Here is a 17,090-nt window from a genome sequence, read left to right as displayed (position 1 = left end):
CAATCAGCCGAGGCGGACCGCCGTCCCGGTCGCGCTCACCATCAAGATGGTCTTGCTGTCGCCGCCGATCGAATCGTGGTCGAAGCTGATGCCGATCACGGCATCCGCGCGCATCGCCTTGGCGCGCTCCATCAGGTCGGCAAGGGCCGCATCCTTCGCATCCGCCAACACCGTCTCATAGGAACCGACCCGCCCGCCGACCACATCGCGGATGCCGGCGAAGAAATCCCGGAACACATTGCTGCCCATGACGGCGCAGCCATGAACGACTCCCAGATACTCTGTGACGCGCTGTCCTTCAATGGCGTTCGTGGTGGTGACGATCACGCCCGCCTCCTTCATGCCTGTCCTCCGGCATGGCGCTGGGCGGGCGCGTCCTTGTCCGCGTGCGGCTCCTTCGGCTCCAGCGGCGTCACGCGGATCTTGCGGATCTGGTTGCGCTGCCGCTCCAGGATCTCGAAACGCAGATTGTAGAAGGTGAAGACCTGCCCCTGCAGCGGGATCTGCCGTGCCTCGTAGAGGATCAATCCCGCCAGGGTCGACGCGTGCTCGTCCGGCAGGTCCCAGTCCAGCTCGCGGTTGAGGTCGCGCAGGGTCACGCTGCCGTCCACGATGTAGCTGCCTTCCTCCTCCGGCACCACGCCTTCGACTTTCTTGTCGTGCTCGTCCGCGATATCGCCGACGATCTCCTCCAGGATGTCTTCCAGCGTCACCACGCCCATCAGCGCGCCATATTCGTCGACCACAATGGCGAAATGCTCGCGGCGGGTCTTGAACGCCTCCAACTGGCTGAGCAGCGTGGTGCCTTCGGGAATGAACCACGGCTTGCCCGACAGCGCGACCACGTCGATTCCCTGCAGGCGCCAGCCGCTGTTGTGCAGCGCGCGCAAGAGGCCCTTGGCGTGCAGCACGCCGATGATGTTGTCCGGCTCCTTGCGCCAGATCGGGATGCGCGTGTGCGGGCTGTCCAGCACCTGCCGCACGATCTGCTCCGGCGGCAGATCGGCATCGATCATGGTCATGTTGCGCCGGTGGACCATGATGTCGGAAACCGGCACCTCGTCCAGGTCCAGGATCGAATGCAGCATCGCGCCGGCTTCACGGATCTCCTCCGCCGATTCCGAATGCAGGTCGATCGCGCCGCGCAGCTCCTCGATGCTTTCCTCCGCGCCCGGCTCACGTTCCACCCGCACGCCGGCCAGCCGGAGAACGCCGCTGATGATGATCTGCGTCACGTGCGTGAGGGGATAGGTGATGGCGACGATGGCGGAAAGCACCGGCGCCATCGCCATCGAGACGCGCTCCGGATTGTTGACCGCATAAGTCTTGGGCAGCACTTCGCTGAAAATGAAGATCGCGGCGGTAATGCAGATCGAAGCAACCACCACCATCCCGCCGCTGGTGCCGAAATAGGTCGCGAAGATTACCGCCGTGAGGGCTGCCGCGAAGTTGTTGACGAACGTGTTGCCGAGCAGGATGGTCGCGATCACGCGCTCCATCTGGCTATGCAGCCTTTCGACCCGCGCGGCGCGGTGATCGCCCTGCGCGGATAGAGCATAGATCCTGGCGCGCGATGCGGCCGTGATGGCGGTCTCGGTTCCGGAGAAGAATGCCGAGCAGCAGAGCAGCACCAGCAAGAGAAGCAATTGAAGTTCGACGATCATGGTCGTGATCCGATCATCCGGTCAGTCTGTGAGAGTAACGGACAGGGTCAGGCGGCGATGGCTTCGTCCAGCATGGCGGCAACATCGGCTAGCTCCACGTAGGCAGGCGTGAAGGCCTGGCCGATCCCGCGCGTCAGGACGAAGCCGATGCGCCCGTCCTTCACTTTCTTGTCCTGGGACATGTGCTCGACCAGGCGCGCCGACGACCAGCTCCGCCCGTCAATCCAGGTGGGGGAGGTTGGCAGGCCAAGGCTGGCGAGGTGCCGCTGCACCCGTGCCGCATCTTCGAGCGGGCAGAGCCCCAGCCGCGCCGACAGATCGTACGCCATCACCATGCCGATGGCGACCGCCTCACCATGGAGCAGGTCGTCGGAATAGCCGCACTCCGCCTCCAGCGCGTGACCAAAGGTGTGACCGAGATTGAGCAGCGCCCGCGCGCCAGATTCGCGTTCATCGGCGCCGACGATCGCCGCCTTGGCGCGGCAGCTGGCGGCGATGGCGTGGCGCCGCGCGCCGGCATCGCCGGAGATGATTCCCGCGCCGTGGCCCTCGCACCAGGTGAAGAAAGCAGGATCGTTGATGAGGCCGTATTTCACCACTTCGGCATAGCCGGCGAGCAGCTCGCGCCGCGGCAGCGTGTCCAGCACCTCGATATCCGCCAGCACCAGGCGCGGCTGGTGAAAGCTGCCGATCAGGTTTTTGCCCTGCGCGGAATTGATGCCGGTCTTGCCGCCAACAGAGGAATCGACCTGAGCCAGCAGGGTCGTGGGAACCTGAATGAAATCGATGCCGCGCAGCAGGATGGACGCTGCGAAGCCGGTCAGGTCACCGATCACGCCGCCACCCAGCGCGATCAACGTGGTCGATCGCTCTACCTTCAGATCGAGAAGCTGATCGCACAGCGATTCCAGCTGGCTGAAGCTCTTGGCGCTTTCACCCGGCGGCAGGGTGATCGCTTCGCTGGCGATTCCGGCGCTGCGCAGCGATTGCTGCAACTCGTCTAGATACCACCGTGCAACGTGTGAATCGGTCACGATCGCGGTGCGCTTTTGCTTCAGCACGGGCGCTACCAGTTCACCTGCGCGCGCTACCAATCCGCCGCCGATCTTGATCTCATAGCTGCGCGATCCCAGATCGACGCGAACCACGTCGACCGCCGAACGATCGATGATGGTCATGGCTGTGTGGCCTGGTCGAGTCCCGCTTCAATCGCGTGCAGCACGCGCTGCACCGTCACGTCCGGGGGTCCGTCCGCGCTCTCGACTGTCAGGTCGGCCTCGGCATAGACGGGATAGCGCACCTCGATCAGCTCGGAGAGCTTGGCGCGCGGATCGACATTCTGCAGCAGCGGCCGGTCGTTGCGCCGGCCTACGCGCTTCAGTAACTGATCGAGCTCGGCCTTCAGCCAGATCGACAGCGCCTTTTCTTTGATCAGCGCGCGGGTCGAGGGGTCCATGAACGCGCCGCCGCCGGTCGCCAGCACATGCATCGGATTGCCGAGCAGCCGCTGGATCACGCGCCGCTCGCCGTCGCGGAACACCTTCTCGCCATGAATGGCGAAGATGTCGGGGATCGAACAGCCGCCGGCGGCCGCTTCGATCTCGCGGTCGGCATCGACGAAGGGCAGGCCAAGGCAGGCGGCCAGCCTCTTGCCGACGCAGCTCTTGCCGGCACCCATCAAGCCGACCAGAACGATCGTCCTGTTCAGGCGCTGGGCAAGCATGTGCGCAGGGGCAGCGTTCTTGGCACGCGCGCGGGGGCCTGGCGATGGTCGTCCATCGTCCTTCGGCTGTGCGTTGCCGCCCGGGATCACCGCTGCCTCGCAGAGTTTTGACGTGTTTTGGCCATATTTGAACACTAGCATGAATCGAAAGCCCTGTGGCAAGTTACAGCCCGTCCGCGGCGGGCCCGACTCGGGCTTATGTCGCGGATATCATGAGACAAATGATCGACCTCCATAGGGCAAAGCCATAGGTTATGAGCAAGCTGGTGATGGTTCTGGTGCTGCTGCTTCTGGTCGGGGCCGGGGGCATGGCCGTGTTCCTGGCGATCTGGGAACCACCGATGCCGCCCGGCACAATGGAGATCCCGATCTCGAATGACCGCCTCTCGATTCAATAGCGGCGCGCGCACCGCTCTTGGCGCCGCCGTATGCGGCGCGTTGCTACTGGGCATGTGGCCGGCGCCCCTGCTTGCCTTGTCGGACCCGACGCCGATTGGCCTTCCCGGCGAGCAGCCGACCGGCCAGCCCGCGTCACCGCCTCCGGAGACAAATCCGCCCCTGGGCCAGAGCGGCATTGGCGGTGCGCCCTTGCCGCCGCTACCGGCGCCGCCGCCCGACGGTCAGCTGCCAGACGGTCAGCTACCTGGCGGTCAACTGCCCGGCGGTCAACTGCCTGGCGATCAGGCGGCGCCGTCGACCCAGCAGGACATGCAGCCGGCTGCCATCGGCGGTGGGCAGCCGCTGCCCGCGGTGGATGCCGGCGCCCCCGGCCTGCTGGACGACAGCAACAGCGGCCTCGGCGCCAACATCTGGCAGGGCTCGAGCGGCGCGCAGCTGATCTCGCTGCTGCCAAAGCTGCCCGCGCCGCAGACCCAGCCCTCCTTGCGCGACCTCCAGCTGCGCCTGCTGTTGACCAAGGCGCCAGGCCCGACCGCGACCATCGGCATCGACCCGCTGGTGCCGCTGCGTGCGGAGCGGCTGCATGCCATGGGCTTCAGCACTGAAGCTCTGCTGCTGACCCGGGGTGCCGCCAATGCCGCACCGGCCGATGCCAAGGGCGCATTCGAAAAGGCGCTAGGCGCGCAGGATCCGGACACCGCCTGCGGCAAGGTTGATGAAGTCGCCAACAGCCAGCAGATTCTCGATCTCTACTGGCGCAAGGCCCTGCTGTTCTGCCAGATCCAGCGCGAGCAGAATGAGCAGGCAAGCCTCGGCCTCGATCTCATTCGCGAAACGCCGGACAAGGATGCCGGCACGAAGGATTTCATCACGCTCGCCTCGATGCTGCTCGGCGAGAGCAAGGTGAAGAAGCCGAAGCTGGCCGGTAGCCCCGATCCACTGCTGACGGCCATGATGCAGAAGGCGGGATTGCCCGCCGTGACCGCGCAGGCCGCGCAACCGCCGAAGCCGCCCGGTCTCGCCGGCAACGCGGCGGCGGCACGCGACCCGTCGCTTCCCCTGGACAAGCGGATCGAAGCGGCCGAGCTCGCCTTTGCCGGCGGGCTGGTCAGCGTAGATGAATTGGTCCAGCTTTATCGCCAGGCCAAGGTCGGCGGCGATCCGCTGACCATGCCGGACTCGCCGCTGATGCGCGCGCAACTGTATCAAGCGGCCGATCAGGCGTTCGATCCGGTGCGCCGCGCCCAGTTCGTGCAGCGTGCGCTGCTGAACGCGCGGGCGCGCGGCAGCTACTTCTCGCTCGCGGCTCTCTATCAGCCGATTGCCGATCGGATCACGCCGGCGCAGAACCTCGCGTGGTTCGCGCCGGAGGCCGCGCGCCTGATGTTCTGGTCCGGCAACGTCGAACGCGGTGGTTTCTGGCTCAATCTGGCACAGGGTGCCTCTGTCGCTCAGCCCGATGTCGCGCGCGCTGTCCCAAGCTTGCAGATCCTGGCTCAGATGGCCGGCCTCACCGGCAACTACGATGCAGATCCGGTGCTGGCCTGGCAGCAAGCGGGCGGCAATCCCGCGATCGCCGAGCGCCTACGCGGAATCAAGGCCGGATTGGGCTTATCCGGCGGCATCGCGCCGGTGGCAAGCGGAGAGGCGGCCGCCATCGGCAGCGCGGCCCAAGCCGGACGGCGGGGCGAAACAGTGCTTCTCTGCCTGGTCGCGCTTGGCGGCCGCGGTCTCGCGAATGCGGACAGCGCCACGCTCGCGCAAGCGCTGGGCGGCCTCAGGGCCGTCGGGCTGGAAGAGGAAGCACGGCGCATCGGCATCGAAGCGGCCATCGTGTCAGGACTATAAAAATTGGGCCGGCAGCGCGCTTTGCCGCTGGACGACACCAGGCCGGCAACTCGCTATTGGGAAATCTTCCACGAAATGTTGATGGCGGAGCGCAACGCCTCCGCCAATACGCGCGATGCTTACCGCCAGGATCTGAAGCACGCAGAAGCTTTCCTCGCAGCACAGTGTGATCTGGCCGACGCATCGATCGACGGTCTGCGCGGGTATCTGGAGTCGCTCAGCCGCCAGAAGCTGAGGCCGGCAACGGCGGCGCGCCGCCTGAGCGCGCTCCGGCAGTATTTCAAGTTCCTGGTGACGGAAGGATTGCGTGCCGACGATCCGACCGCCGCCCTGGATGCGCCGAAGCGCGGCCGGCCTTTGCCGAAGGTTCTCTCCGAGACCGAAGTCGCGGCAATGATCGCCGTGGTCGCGCGCGAGGACAAGGCTGCGGCGCTCCGGCTCAGCGCGCTCATGGAGCTGATCTATGGCAGCGGGCTGCGCGTCTCGGAGCTGGTCAGCCTCCCGCTCGCGGCCGCCAAGCGCGATCAGCCGGTCCTGGTGGTGCGCGGCAAGGGCGCCAAGGAACGGCTGGTGCCTCTGGGCGAGGCCGCCAAGCACGCACTCACCGCCTATCTTGCGGTTCGCGACCGGTTCCTGCCGCGCTCCATCAAGGCGTCACCGTGGCTGTTCCCCTCAAGCGGGGAGAGCGGTCATCTCACGCGCCAACGACTCGGGCAGCTGCTGAAGGACGCGGCCGTAAAGGCCGGCATCGACCCCACGCGCGTTTCGCCCCACGTACTGCGCCACGCTTTTGCAACGCATCTCTTGGATCACGGTGCCGACCTGCGCGCCCTGCAGAAGATGCTGGGCCATGCCGACATCGCCACCACGCAGATCTACACCCATGTCGCGACCGGCCGGCTCGCCGCCCTGGTTTCAGAAGCGCATCCGCTCGCAAAGGCGTCGCGATCCCGCAAGCCGTGATGGAGCGGGAATGGCTCCCTGGAGGTTCGCGGGATTGACAGGCCGCCTTTAGGCCGCCAATAAACCAGCGGATATCATTAATGATGCCGGCGGGGCACCCACCCCGCCGCGTTAACCAGTTTTGGGGACCCCAATGAGCTTCAAGATCATCGAGCAGGCGCCGGCCCGGTTGAATCGCAGCGAGCTGGCGGTCCCCGGCTCTCAACCGCAATTGTTCGAGAAGGCCGCCAAGTCCGCGGCCGACGTCGTCTTCCTGGATCTCGAGGACGCAGTTGCGCCGGACGACAAGCCGCAGGCGCGCAAAAACGTCATCCAGGCGCTGCGCGATGTCGACTGGGGCAGCAAGACCATCTCCGTGCGCATCAATGGGCTCGACACCCATTACATGTACCGCGACGTGGTTGACGTGATCGAGCAAGGGGGCGAGCGCCTCGACCTCATCATGATTCCGAAGGTCGGCACCGCTGCTGACGTCTATGCCGTCGACATGCTGGTGACGCAGTGCGAGGCGGCAGTCGGCCGCAAGAAGCGCATCGGCTTCGAGATGATCATCGAGACCGCGCTCGGCATGCAGAACGTGCACGAGATCGCCGGCGCGTCGAAGCGCAACGAGAGCCTGCATTTCGGCGTCGCGGATTACGCCGCATCGACCAAGGCGCGCACCACTAATATCGGCGGCGCCAATCCCAGCTATGCGATCCTGACCGACAAGGACGATGCCGGTCACCGCGACACGCATTGGGGCGACATGTGGCACTATGCGATTGCGCGCATGGTTGTGGCGGCGCGTGCCAACGGCCTCAGGCCGATCGATGGTCCGTTCGGCGACTTCTCCGATCCGGACGGCTATCGCGCCGGCGGCAACCGCGCCGGCGTATTGGGATGCGAAGGTAAGTGGGCGATCCATCCCAGCCAGGTCGCGCTGGCCAACGAAATCTTTTCACCCAGCGAGGCGGAGGTGACCAAGGCAAAGCGCATCCTCGAAGCCATGGTGCAGGCGCAGAAGGAAGGCCGCGGCGCCGTGGCGCTCGACGGCCGCCTCATTGACTTGGCTTCGATCCGTCAGGCTGAGGTCCTGGTGGCCAAGGCGCAGCAGATCGCCGGCGCGCGGTAGGATCGGCGGTCTGGGCGCATTTCATGCCGACCTTTCTCGACTTCGAAAAACCGATCGCCGAGCTGGAAGGCAAGATCGCCGAGTTGCGGCATCTGTCGAACGCCGATGACATGAACATCGCCGAAGAGATCTCGCGCCTGCAGGTCAAGGCGGACAAGCTGCTGCGCCAGACCTATTCCAAGCTCACCGCCTGGCAGAAGACCCAGGTCGCGCGCCATCCGGAACGGCCGCACTTCTACGATTACGTCGGCGCGCTGGTCGAAGACTTCGTACCGCTGGCTGGCGACCGGTCGTTCGCCGACGACAAGGCGATCCAGGGCGGCCTCGGGCGGTTTCGCGGCACGCCCATTGTCATTATGGGGCACGAGAAGGGCACCGACACCACCACGCGCGTGAAGCACAATTTCGGCATGGCGAAGCCGGAAGGCTACCGCAAAGCCGTGCGCCTGATGGAGCTGGCCGACCGCTTCTCGCTGCCGGTGGTGACTCTGGTCGATACGCCCGGTGCCTATCCCGGTGTCGATGCCGAAGCGCGCGGCCAAGCCGAGGCCATCGCCCGCTCGATCGAAGCGTGCCTCAAGGTCAAGGCGCCCTTCGTCTCCGCGATCATCGGCGAGGGCGGCAGCGGCGGTGCGATCGCGCTGGCCGCCGCGAATCATGTCATCATGCTGGAATATTCGGTCTATTCCGTGATCTCGCCCGAAGGGTGCGCCTCGATTCTCTGGCGCAGCGCGACCAATGCGCAGGAGGCGGCCGAGGCCTTGAAGCTGACGGCCGCGGATCTGAAGGCGCTTGGCGTGATCGACGAGATCGTACCCGAACCGCTCGGTGGTTCCCACCGCGCCAAGGACCAGGCGATTGCGGCACTAGGCGACGCGATAGAGCGTGCGCTACAATCCATGCATAACCAGGACGGGCCGACGCTGCGCGAGCAGCGGCGCGATAAGTTTCTGGAGATGGGGCGGCGCGGGCTCAGCGCATAGGTTTCGAACCTGCCCGTCCGTCACACAACAGGCAGAGGACGACATGGGGTTCAAGCAGATCGGGAAAGGAACGCCTGCCTTGGCGGTGGCGCTCATGTTCGGGTGCGCTCTGTTGGGGAATGTGCCGCAAGCCGCGGCGCAATCTTTCGGCAGCATGAGCATCCTTGATCTGGAAGCGGAGCGGGACAAGTTCTTCCAATCGGCGGACAGCGACGGTGACTTCGCTCTATCGAGCGAGGAACAGGTGAGCGCGGTCGGCGCCGCCGACGCGGGGCTGTTCGAATGCTGGGACGAGGACGGCGACGGCCTCTGCAGCTACATGGAGTTTCTGAATTCCGGCCAGAAGGTCTTCGATGAACGTGACATTGACGGCGATGGCCGCTTGAGCGTCGAGGAAGTTCAATAATATCAATACCTTAGGCGCTTCGCAGGGTTTCCTCTTCGGGTTCGTTAGATTTGACAGACGGTCGTTTTCGACCCGCAGTCAAAGAAGGAACCCAAATGCGTAGAACTTTTGCACTCGCCATTTCCACTGCCCTTGGCCTGACCGCGTTCGCTGGTGCCGCACTGTCCGAGAGAGGGCCTGGTTTGTTCGAGCGCTCGGATACTAATGGCGACGGCTTCGTGAGCAAGGAAGAGTTCGCCGCCGGCCGCGACACGATGTTCACCAAACTCGACGCCAATAGCGACGGCACGATCGATCAGGCCGAGATCGACAAGGCGCGCGAAGCATGGCACCACCGCATGAATAAGCCTGCGGACCAGGCGCACGCGGACGGCAAAGGCAGGAAGCATGGCGGCTTCATGCAGCGGATCGATGCCAACAGCGATGGCAAGGTCACAGCCGACGAATTTGCCGCGGCCGGCGACAAGATGTTCGCGCGCCTGGATGACAATGGCGACGGCAAGATCGCGAAGGACGAGCTGCCGCAGCGTCACAAGCGGCCGCATGACGCGCCGGCCGGCAGTGAAGCCCCGGCGCAGTAGCGCAGGACGGAGGGGGATCGCGCCATGATGGCGCGGGCGATCATGGTAAACGAGATGGCGTTGGCGACAGCGACGGGGGCGCGAAGCGTGCAAGCGGCGGAACTGGTCGATGGCGACGCGGAGCTGTTGCGGGCGATCGCGCATGGCGATCGCTTGGCCTTCGATCGAATGTCGCGGCGCCATCTCGATCGTGCCTATGGCGTGGCCTTGCGCATGACCGGCAGCCGTGCCGACGCGGAGGACGTGGTGCAGGAGGTGTTCCTGCGGCTGTGGACAAGGCCGGACGCCTGGCGGCCGGGACAGGCGCAATTCTCGACCTGGCTCTATCGCGTGGTGGTCAATCGCTGCCTTGACCTGAAGCGCCGTCCGAAAGGGACCGATCTGGAATCGGTCGAGGAGCCGCAGGCCCCCGATGCGAATGCCGAGGAGAGCCTGCTGGACGCGGAACGCAACCGTGCACTCGACGGCGCGGTGGCCCAACTGCCGGAGCGGCAGCGGACGGCGATCGTGCTCACCTACACCGCCGGCCTGCGCAATGCCGAGGCGGCTTCGGCGATGGATATATCGGTCAAGGCCTTTGAGGCCCTGCTGGTGCGCGCCAAGCGCGAGCTGCGCGATCACCTGGCTGGGCAAGGATGGATACAGCCATGATGGAACGTGATCCTTTTGAACAGGAGTTGCAGCGAGCGATGGCCCCGCGCCCCGCGCCAGCGGATTTGCGGCGGCGGATTGGGCGGATCCCGCTGGAGCATCGGCGTCCGGCGGGCGCTGCGCCCTTTTGGCGGCGCTGGCTGGACGCCGTCTCGGCGCCCTGGGCCGTCAGCATGACGGCCGCCTTGGCCTCGCTGGCGATCGGTTTCTGGCTGGGCTTCAGCGGACTCGTTGAAACCACGAGCACCGCTTCGGCCAGCGCGGATGAAGCCCTGGTCTCCCTGGTGTTCCCCAGCGTGCCGACGATGGGAGACGTGGAATGACTTTGACCGGTCGCACCGGCACGGTGGCCATCGTCGCCCTGGTCGTTTCGCTGTGCGTCAATCTGCTGCTGGCAGGGTTCATGGTTGGCAGCCGGTGGCACGATGGCCCGCGCCATCATCGGTTCTTCGGTGGCCCCATGATGGGCAGCGTGCCGGAGGAAGCACGGCCGCTGATGCGAGAGGTGTTCAAGTTTCACAAGGCGGAATTCGACGGCCATCGCGCGGCGATCGAGCAGGCCCGCATGAAAGTGGCGGACGTGTTGAAGAAGGATCCGATCGACCAGGCGCAGCTCAATCAGGCGCTGGACGAACTCATGCGACAGACCCAGTCGCTGCACCAGTTCGGCCACCAGGTACTGGTCGAGGTCGCGCAGAAACTGCCGCCCGATCTGCGGCGCGAGATGGCCGACCGCTGGGCCAAGGACCGCTTCCGCAAGGTGTCCCCGCCGGATTGAATCGAGGCGCGGCGCTTGAGCGCCGGCTTGATGGGCGGCGCGATCGAGCTTTGCCGGGTGCTGACGGACCGGCCACCGCTCGATCGCAGCCGCTCGTTCTATTCGACTTCAAGCCGCGACAGGCAAAAGCCGTCGCAATGCATCCAGCAGGTGTCGTCGGCATCGTGCGCGTCGCGGCGGAGCGATCTGACGTCTCCTATGCCGCCGGTGGCGAGCGCGGCGGCGAATGCGGCTTCGCTTGCTGCATCGCGGCCGTTGATGCACGGAATGATGCCGCAGGGCCCAAGCAGAGCTGCCGCGTAGCCGATATCCGCACGCTGCACCTTCAGAATCCGGCCCCAGCGATCGGCTGCCGTCAGCACCATGATCAGCCGGCCCGATGGTTTGAGCTTGTCGAGCCAAAGTGGGCTGGGTTGCGTTGCGCCGGCATTGACATAGATGCCGTCGGCCGGATCGAAATCGTAGCTCGTTCCGTCCGCATGGATGACTTCAACGTTCCGCTCGCCGGCAAGGTTCGCGGTTGCGCGCTGCGCCAGCGCCGCGTCGTATTCGATGGCCGTCACACGGCCGCTTGGCCCGATGAGGCGGGCGATGATCGCCGTATAGTATCCGCCACCAACGCCGACCTGGACCACGTAATCACCCGCTTGAGGGGCGAGCTGGGCCAGCAGCCCGATGTGCAACGCCGGCTCGCCGTTGTTGATCCGTCGTGCAGCATCGAGCGCGATCGGCGCATTGACATACACCAGCGCCGGATCGTCGCTGGCGGTTACGACATAGTCGGGCGTGTTGTCCAGGACGTGCCATGGGCCGGGGCCTAGGAAATCTTCACGTGGCACATTGGCAAAAGCGTCGATCAGGCGCTGGTCCGTGATCTTGCGCTGCTTCGCGATTTCTTCCGCGAAACGCCGTCGAGTGCTCGCAAGCGGATCGCCGGGCACTATCTCAACCGCCCGAGAAATTCGTCGATGATCTGGTTGAAGCGGTCGGGTGCTTCGACCGGCGTTTGGTGCAGGCAATTCGGGATGACTTCGAGGCGCGAGCCCTTGATCCGCTCGTGGATCACCTCCGATGCAGCGACCGGCGCGCCGGGGTCCTTCTCGCCAGCGATGATGAGGGTTGGTGCAGTGATCTGCGCAAGTTGCTCGGTGTAATCCAGCTTCTGGATCGCCCTGGCGCAGCCGACCATCCCCGCGGCCGGCGTGGTGCGGATCATGTCCGCAACCCACTGGGTGGTCTCGGGGTCGCGTGCGCGGAATTCGGGTGACAACCAGCGCTCCAGCGTCGACTGCACCTGGCCTTCAACGCCGTCCTTGCGGATTGCTTCGATGCGCTGGTCCCACATCGCGCGGCCCTCCGACGGTGTGCGGCTCACTGTGTTGCACAGAATGAACGCGCGGAAACGCGCCGGATGGCGCAAGGCCAGGGCCTGGCCGATCATGCCGCCGATCGAAATGCCGAGAAAGATCGCTGGCCGCTCGACACCCAGGCTATCGAGCACACCGATCACATCTTCGCTCAGCATCTCCAGACTATAGGGATAGTCCGGCGCCGCGCTCTCGCCATGGCCGCGCATGTCATAACTGACGACGCGATAGCGCTGGGCGAAATGCGGGATCTGCCGCCGCCACATTGCCCGGCTGGTCGCCAGCGTGTGGGAGAGCAAAAGGACCGGCCCCTCATCGGGCCCGTCCACCTGGCAAACCAGATCGATCCCGTTGATCGTGACGTGCATTTCGCTCCGCTCCGCTTCGCTCCAGGAATCAGGTATCAGTAATCAGAAAGGAAAGCGGAGCCGACCTCTTCTGATACCTGATTCCTGATCCCTATCTTCTGAATTCGCTAATAAGCGAATTCAACGAACACCGGATCGACGCTGCGGTTCCAGCGGCCGTTATAGAGTTCCAGCTTCTCCTCCGCCGGGCATTTGCCGCTTTCTGCGATCTCCTGCAGCACGTTCAGGAATCCGGATTCGTCGCCGCCGATGCGGTCCAATGCGGCGCGGCGCTGCAATCCGGCCCGCGCGATGGCGATCACTTCCAGCGTCCATTGCTGCAGCTTGCGGTCCCGAAAGTCCACGTGCAGCGCCTGCTTCGGCACCTCTCGGCGGAGGAAGGCGTGCTCCTCCGCTGTCCAATCCTTCACCAGGTCCCAGGCGGCGTCCAGTGCCTGGTCGTCATAAAGGAGGCCGACCCACAGGGCCGGCAAGGCGCACAGGCGATCCCACGGGCCGCCGTCCGCGCCGCGCATCTCGAGATAGCGCTTCAGACGCACCTCCGGGAACGCGGTGGTGACGTGATCGGACCAGTCGCCCATGGTCGGAATCTCGCCGGGCAGTGCTGGCAGCTTGCCCTGCATGAAATCGCGGAAGGATTGGCCGGCGGCGTCGACGTATTCGCCGTCGCGATAGACGAAATACATCGGCACATCGAGCATGTAGTCGACATAGCGCTCGAAGCCCATGCCGTTCTCGAACGCAAAGGGCAGGGTGCCGCAGCGGTCGGGATCGGTATCGGTCCAGATATGGCTGCGGTAGCTCATGAAGCCGTTCGCCTTGCCGTCGGTGAAGGGGGAATCGGCGAACAAGGCGGTCGCGATCGGCTGCAGCGCCAGCGACACGCGCAGCTTCTTGACCATGTCGGCTTCGCTGGCGAAATCCAGGTTGGTCTGCACCGTGCAGGTGCGGTTCATCATGTCGATGCCGAGCTTGCCTTTGCGCTCCATCTGCTTGCGCATGATCTTGTAGCGGTCCTTCGGCATCCAGGGCGTGTCTTCGCGCGGCCACTTCGGGTTCATGCCCATGCCGAGCAGGCCGATGCCCAGCTCGCCGCCCACCTCCTTCACCTGCTGCAGGTGACTTCCGACCTCGGCGCAGGTCTCGTGGATGGAGCGCAAGGGCGCGCCCGACAGCTCGAACTGCCCACCTGGTTCGAGCGTGATGTTGCAGCCGTCCATGGTGAGGGCGATGACGTTGCCGTGCTCCTCGACCGGCTGCCAGCCGAAGCGCTGCAGGCCGCGCAGCACTGCGCCGATGCCGTTCGCCTGCTCATAGCTGACGGTGTGTAAGGTCCTGAGGTCGAACACGAACTTCTCGTGCTCGGTGCCGATTCGCCAATCGGCGCGCGGCTTGCAGCCCGCCTCGAAATACTCGATCAGCTGCCGCTTGCTGGTGATGGGTAAGCCGCCTGCCTTCGGTGGTGCCGACATCGATGCTCCTATTCCTCGCCCCCGGCCCCAGTGCCGAACGGCGTCATCGGATGCGGCGGTCGCAGCGTGCCGTCGCCCAGGATCGCTTGAAAGACGGCCAGCGCGGTCAGCGCCGCCGTGTCGGCGCGCAGAATACGGGGTCCCAGCCCGACCGGCGTAACAAAGGGCAGATCGCGCAACCGGTCAAGCTCGCTCACATGAAAACCGCCCTCTGGCCCGCAAAATATAGCCCATGTGTTAGGGCAGCTCACACGCGCTGTGAGCGCCTTGAACGCTTCGCCAATCGGGAGGGCGGGCCCTGCTTCCGCGCACAGGATCATATGCCGCGAAGGCTGCCAGCCGCTCAGCAGCGCCTCGAGTGTCAGCGGCGCTCGGATTTCGGGAACCGTCAATCGCTCGCTCTGTTCCGCCGCCTCGATCGCATTAGCGCGCAGGCGATCCAGGTTGAGGCGGCTTGCGACCGTTCGCCGCGTGATCACCGGCTGAAAGGCGGCAGCGCCCAGCTCGGTCCCTTTCTCGATCAGGAAGTCGATCGCGTCCTTCTTGAGCGGCGCGAAACAAAGAATGATGTCCAGCACGCCGTCCTGCGCGCGCCGCAGCCGCGTGACCTTCATCTCCGCCTTGCGCTTATCGATCGCGGCGATCTCCGCCTCGAACTCGCCGTCGCGCCCGTTGAACAGCACCAGCGGATCGCCCGCCGATCGCCGCATCACGTTGCGGAGATAATGCTGCGCGCGCTCGTCGGCCGCGATCGTCGAGCCGGTGCTGAGCGGCTGCTCGATGAAGAGGCGGGGGATCATGAGTCCCCCTCACGTCATTGCCGGGCGAAGACCCGGCAATCCAAATGCGCTCTGGTGCGCGTGCCGAAAATTGGGATCACCGGGTCTTCGCCCGGTGATGACGGCGGAGAAAATTGACTCTCGGCGCAGCTTCAACGACCTTGTCCCTGACGAAACCCAGCAGCAGGCTTCTGCCACCAATATGAGCAGCGCGGCAGACATTCAAGTGGGCGACTGGATCGACCGGCACCTGCCGGCCGAGTTCAGGCCCTATGCCCGGCTCGCGCGGCTCGATCGGCCGATCGGCATCTGGCTGCTGCTGTTCCCCTGCTGGTGGTCAATCGCACTGGCGGCGGAGCCGGATCATTGGCCGGACCTCTGGCTGATGATCCTGTTCGGCATCGGCGCGGTGATCATGCGGAGTGCCGGCTGCACCCTCAACGACATCATTGATCGCGACATCGATGCGAAGGTGGCGCGCACGGCAAGCAGGCCGCTTGCTAGCGGCCGGCTCAGCCTCACCCAGGCTTTCACATTCCTTGGGCTGCAGCTTGCCTTCGGGCTTGTCATTCTGTTGCAATTATCGGCGACCGCGATCTGGCTCGGTGTGGCCTCGCTGATCCTGGTTGCGGCCTATCCTTTTATGAAGCGCATCACCTGGTGGCCGCAGGCGTTCCTCGGCCTCACCTTCAACTGGGGCGCGCTGATGGGCTGGGCGGCGGTGCGGGACGAGGTCGCGTGGCCGGCGGTCCTGCTCTACATCGCCGGCTTCTTTTGGACCCTGAGCTATGACACCATCTATGCACACCAGGACAAGAGCGACGACATGCTGATCGGCGTCAAGTCCACGGCGCTGAAGCTCGGCAAGGATACCAAGGCGTGGCTGCTGGGCTTCGATGCGGCGATGCTCGTGCTGCTGGTCGCGACCGGTGCGCAGGCCGGCATGTCATGGATCTACTTTCTCGGCGTGCTCGGCGTGGCGATCCATCTCAAATGGCAGCTAGTGGACGTCAATCTCGACAATCCCAAGGACTGTCTCGCTAAGTTCCGGAGCAATCGCTTCATCGGTTGGATCCTGCTCGCCGGCATCGTGCTCGGGCGCCTCGGGTCGTGATCCGATCTTCGCCTGCGACCGATCCCGCCGCCTTCATTCTAGCGCAGACCACGATCGCAACGCCGCCGCTGACACCGGAGATCAAGCTCCATCTCGCCACTGAGATCACGCCGATCTGGGAAGCGACCGAAGTCACGCTGACAGAGATGAACCTGCCGCCGCCCTACTGGGCGTTCGCCTGGCCCGGCGGCCAGGCGCTGACCCGCTTCCTCATGGATCATCGCGACTGGGTGAACGGCAAGACCGTGCTGGATTTCGCCGCCGGCAGCGGCCTGTCGGCGATCGGCGCCGCCAAGGCCGGCGCCGCGAACGTTCAGGCGGCGGAGATCGACGACTTCGCGATGGCCGCGATCACGCTCAATGCCCGCATCAATAATGTGGCCATCGATTTGGTGCGCGAGGATCAGATCGGCGTCGAGCCGCGCTGGGATGTCGTGCTCGCCGGCGACGTCTGCTACGAACGCCCGATGGCGGAGCGTGTCATCGCGTGGTTCCGCGCGATGGCAGGTCGCGGTGTCGCCATTCTGATGGGCGATCCCGGCCGCGCCTACCTCCCGCAATCGGGCCTGGTGGAACTCGCGCGCTACCAAGTGCCGACCAGCCTCGAGCTGGAAGACCGCACTCAGCGCGAGACTATTGTCTGGCGGCTGATGCCGTGATGACGGATCGCGTGGGCAAGTGATAAGGCAATGACACACGCAGTTGATCGATTCTTGCAAATTCGACTGATCGCTCATCTCGCGCTTTTCTTGCATGAGGCTCGCGCGCTAGACTGAAAAGTCTTCGACAAAACGCGTTTCGTGCGGCAGCTGGCGGCCAATAAGCACGATGCGCATCTGGCTTTGATCGAAGCATCGTGTCTTTAGTTTACGCCAATAAC

General features: G+C 64.9%; 20 protein-coding genes. 12 read left to right on the top strand and 8 right to left on the bottom strand.

What is annotated here, in order from left to right; all coding sequences use genetic code 11:
* Positions 1-3: 3 nt before the first annotated feature.
* The 4 genes from DTX69_RS00530 to DTX69_RS00515 are packed head-to-tail and all read right to left on the bottom strand — an operon-like array spanning position 4 to position 3,387.
* Entirely contained in the window at positions 4-342 is a 339-nt protein-coding gene (locus DTX69_RS00530; RefSeq protein WP_456073052.1) for a YbjQ family protein, read from the bottom strand.
* Positions 339-1,664: an HlyC/CorC family transporter gene (locus tag DTX69_RS00525; RefSeq protein WP_119299539.1), complete on the bottom strand. Its 1,326-nt coding sequence runs from the start codon at positions 1,662-1,664 to the stop codon at positions 339-341. Before DTX69_RS00525 ends, DTX69_RS00530 begins: the two co-directional genes overlap by 4 nt.
* 47 nt (positions 1,665-1,711) lie before the next feature.
* Entirely contained in the window at positions 1,712-2,842 is a 1,131-nt protein-coding gene (gene aroB / locus DTX69_RS00520; protein ID WP_119299538.1) for a 3-dehydroquinate synthase, read from the bottom strand.
* Positions 2,839-3,387 (bottom strand): shikimate kinase, encoded by a 549-nt coding sequence (locus DTX69_RS00515; RefSeq protein WP_284735514.1) that lies wholly within the window; start codon positions 3,385-3,387, stop codon positions 2,839-2,841. The genes aroB and DTX69_RS00515 overlap by 4 nt, the downstream gene beginning before the upstream one ends.
* A 254-nt stretch (positions 3,388-3,641) precedes the next feature.
* Between DTX69_RS00515 and DTX69_RS29900 the strand changes: the two genes are divergently transcribed.
* The 10 genes from DTX69_RS29900 (at position 3,642) to DTX69_RS00470 (ending at position 11,110) form a co-directional block, all read left to right on the top strand.
* Positions 3,642-3,785 (top strand): hypothetical protein, encoded by a 144-nt coding sequence (locus tag DTX69_RS29900; protein WP_162916467.1) that lies wholly within the window; start codon positions 3,642-3,644, stop codon positions 3,783-3,785.
* Positions 3,763-5,634, top strand: coding sequence for a hypothetical protein (locus DTX69_RS00510; protein ID WP_162916465.1), 1,872 nt, complete (start codon positions 3,763-3,765; stop codon positions 5,632-5,634). The genes DTX69_RS29900 and DTX69_RS00510 overlap by 23 nt, the downstream gene beginning before the upstream one ends.
* A 3-nt stretch (positions 5,635-5,637) precedes the next feature.
* Positions 5,638-6,597: a site-specific tyrosine recombinase XerD gene (xerD, locus tag DTX69_RS00505; protein ID WP_322090867.1), complete on the top strand. Its 960-nt coding sequence runs from the start codon at positions 5,638-5,640 to the stop codon at positions 6,595-6,597.
* A 133-nt stretch (positions 6,598-6,730) separates the two neighbouring features.
* On the top strand, positions 6,731-7,711 hold the full coding sequence (locus tag DTX69_RS00500; RefSeq protein ID WP_119299535.1) for an HpcH/HpaI aldolase/citrate lyase family protein: 981 nt from the start codon (positions 6,731-6,733) through the stop codon (positions 7,709-7,711).
* 23 nt (positions 7,712-7,734) lie between these two features.
* Positions 7,735-8,694, top strand: a complete 960-nt coding sequence (locus DTX69_RS00495) for an acetyl-CoA carboxylase carboxyltransferase subunit alpha (protein ID WP_119299534.1) — start codon at positions 7,735-7,737, stop codon at positions 8,692-8,694.
* A 43-nt stretch (positions 8,695-8,737) separates the two neighbouring features.
* A complete protein-coding gene (locus DTX69_RS00490) occupies positions 8,738-9,100 on the top strand; it encodes an EF-hand domain-containing protein (RefSeq protein WP_119299533.1) in 363 nt (120 codons plus the stop codon).
* A gap of 95 nt (positions 9,101-9,195) precedes the next feature.
* Positions 9,196-9,681: an EF-hand domain-containing protein gene (locus tag DTX69_RS00485; protein WP_119299532.1), complete on the top strand. Its 486-nt coding sequence runs from the start codon at positions 9,196-9,198 to the stop codon at positions 9,679-9,681.
* Positions 9,682-9,705: 24 nt separating this feature from the next.
* Positions 9,706-10,332 (top strand): RNA polymerase sigma factor, encoded by a 627-nt coding sequence (locus tag DTX69_RS00480; RefSeq protein ID WP_284735464.1) that lies wholly within the window; start codon positions 9,706-9,708, stop codon positions 10,330-10,332.
* Positions 10,329-10,655: a hypothetical protein gene (locus tag DTX69_RS00475; RefSeq protein ID WP_119299531.1), complete on the top strand. Its 327-nt coding sequence runs from the start codon at positions 10,329-10,331 to the stop codon at positions 10,653-10,655. The genes DTX69_RS00480 and DTX69_RS00475 overlap by 4 nt, the downstream gene beginning before the upstream one ends.
* A complete protein-coding gene (locus DTX69_RS00470) occupies positions 10,652-11,110 on the top strand; it encodes a periplasmic heavy metal sensor (RefSeq protein ID WP_119299530.1) in 459 nt (152 codons plus the stop codon). Before DTX69_RS00475 ends, DTX69_RS00470 begins: the two co-directional genes overlap by 4 nt.
* A gap of 98 nt (positions 11,111-11,208) precedes the next feature.
* On the opposite strand, the gene DTX69_RS00465 is transcribed toward DTX69_RS00470, so the two are convergent.
* From DTX69_RS00465 to DTX69_RS00450, 4 genes are all read right to left on the bottom strand, one after another.
* Positions 11,209-12,051 (bottom strand): protein-L-isoaspartate O-methyltransferase family protein, encoded by an 843-nt coding sequence (locus DTX69_RS00465; RefSeq protein WP_162916463.1) that lies wholly within the window; start codon positions 12,049-12,051, stop codon positions 11,209-11,211.
* Complete coding sequence (locus tag DTX69_RS00460; RefSeq protein WP_119299529.1) at positions 12,051-12,845, bottom strand: alpha/beta fold hydrolase; 795 nt, start codon at positions 12,843-12,845, stop codon at positions 12,051-12,053. The genes DTX69_RS00465 and DTX69_RS00460 overlap by 1 nt, the downstream gene beginning before the upstream one ends.
* A gap of 107 nt (positions 12,846-12,952) precedes the next feature.
* Positions 12,953-14,317, bottom strand: a complete 1,365-nt coding sequence (locus tag DTX69_RS00455) for a glutamate--cysteine ligase (protein ID WP_119299528.1) — start codon at positions 14,315-14,317, stop codon at positions 12,953-12,955.
* An 8-nt stretch (positions 14,318-14,325) separates the two neighbouring features.
* Positions 14,326-15,117, bottom strand: a complete 792-nt coding sequence (locus DTX69_RS00450; RefSeq protein ID WP_119299527.1) for a 16S rRNA (uracil(1498)-N(3))-methyltransferase — start codon at positions 15,115-15,117, stop codon at positions 14,326-14,328.
* A gap of 181 nt (positions 15,118-15,298) precedes the next feature.
* On the opposite strand from DTX69_RS00450, the gene ubiA reads away from it, so the two are divergent.
* Together ubiA and DTX69_RS00440 are read left to right on the top strand one after the other, a co-directional pair.
* The gene (ubiA, locus tag DTX69_RS00445; RefSeq protein WP_284735512.1) at positions 15,299-16,210 is read left to right on the top strand and encodes a 4-hydroxybenzoate octaprenyltransferase; all 912 of its coding nucleotides are present in this window, start codon (positions 15,299-15,301) and stop codon (positions 16,208-16,210) included.
* Entirely contained in the window at positions 16,207-16,869 is a 663-nt protein-coding gene (locus tag DTX69_RS00440) for a class I SAM-dependent methyltransferase (protein WP_322090866.1), read from the top strand. Before ubiA ends, DTX69_RS00440 begins: the two co-directional genes overlap by 4 nt.
* Positions 16,870-17,090: the final 221 nt, after the last annotated feature.

The sequence above is a fragment of the Dongia deserti genome (assembly GCF_003574735.1).
GTDB classification, from domain to species: Bacteria; Pseudomonadota; Alphaproteobacteria; order Dongiales; family Dongiaceae; genus Dongia_A; species Dongia_A deserti.
Note: the sequence above shows the minus strand (reverse complement) of the source record. Positions and strands in the feature narration are given on the sequence as shown.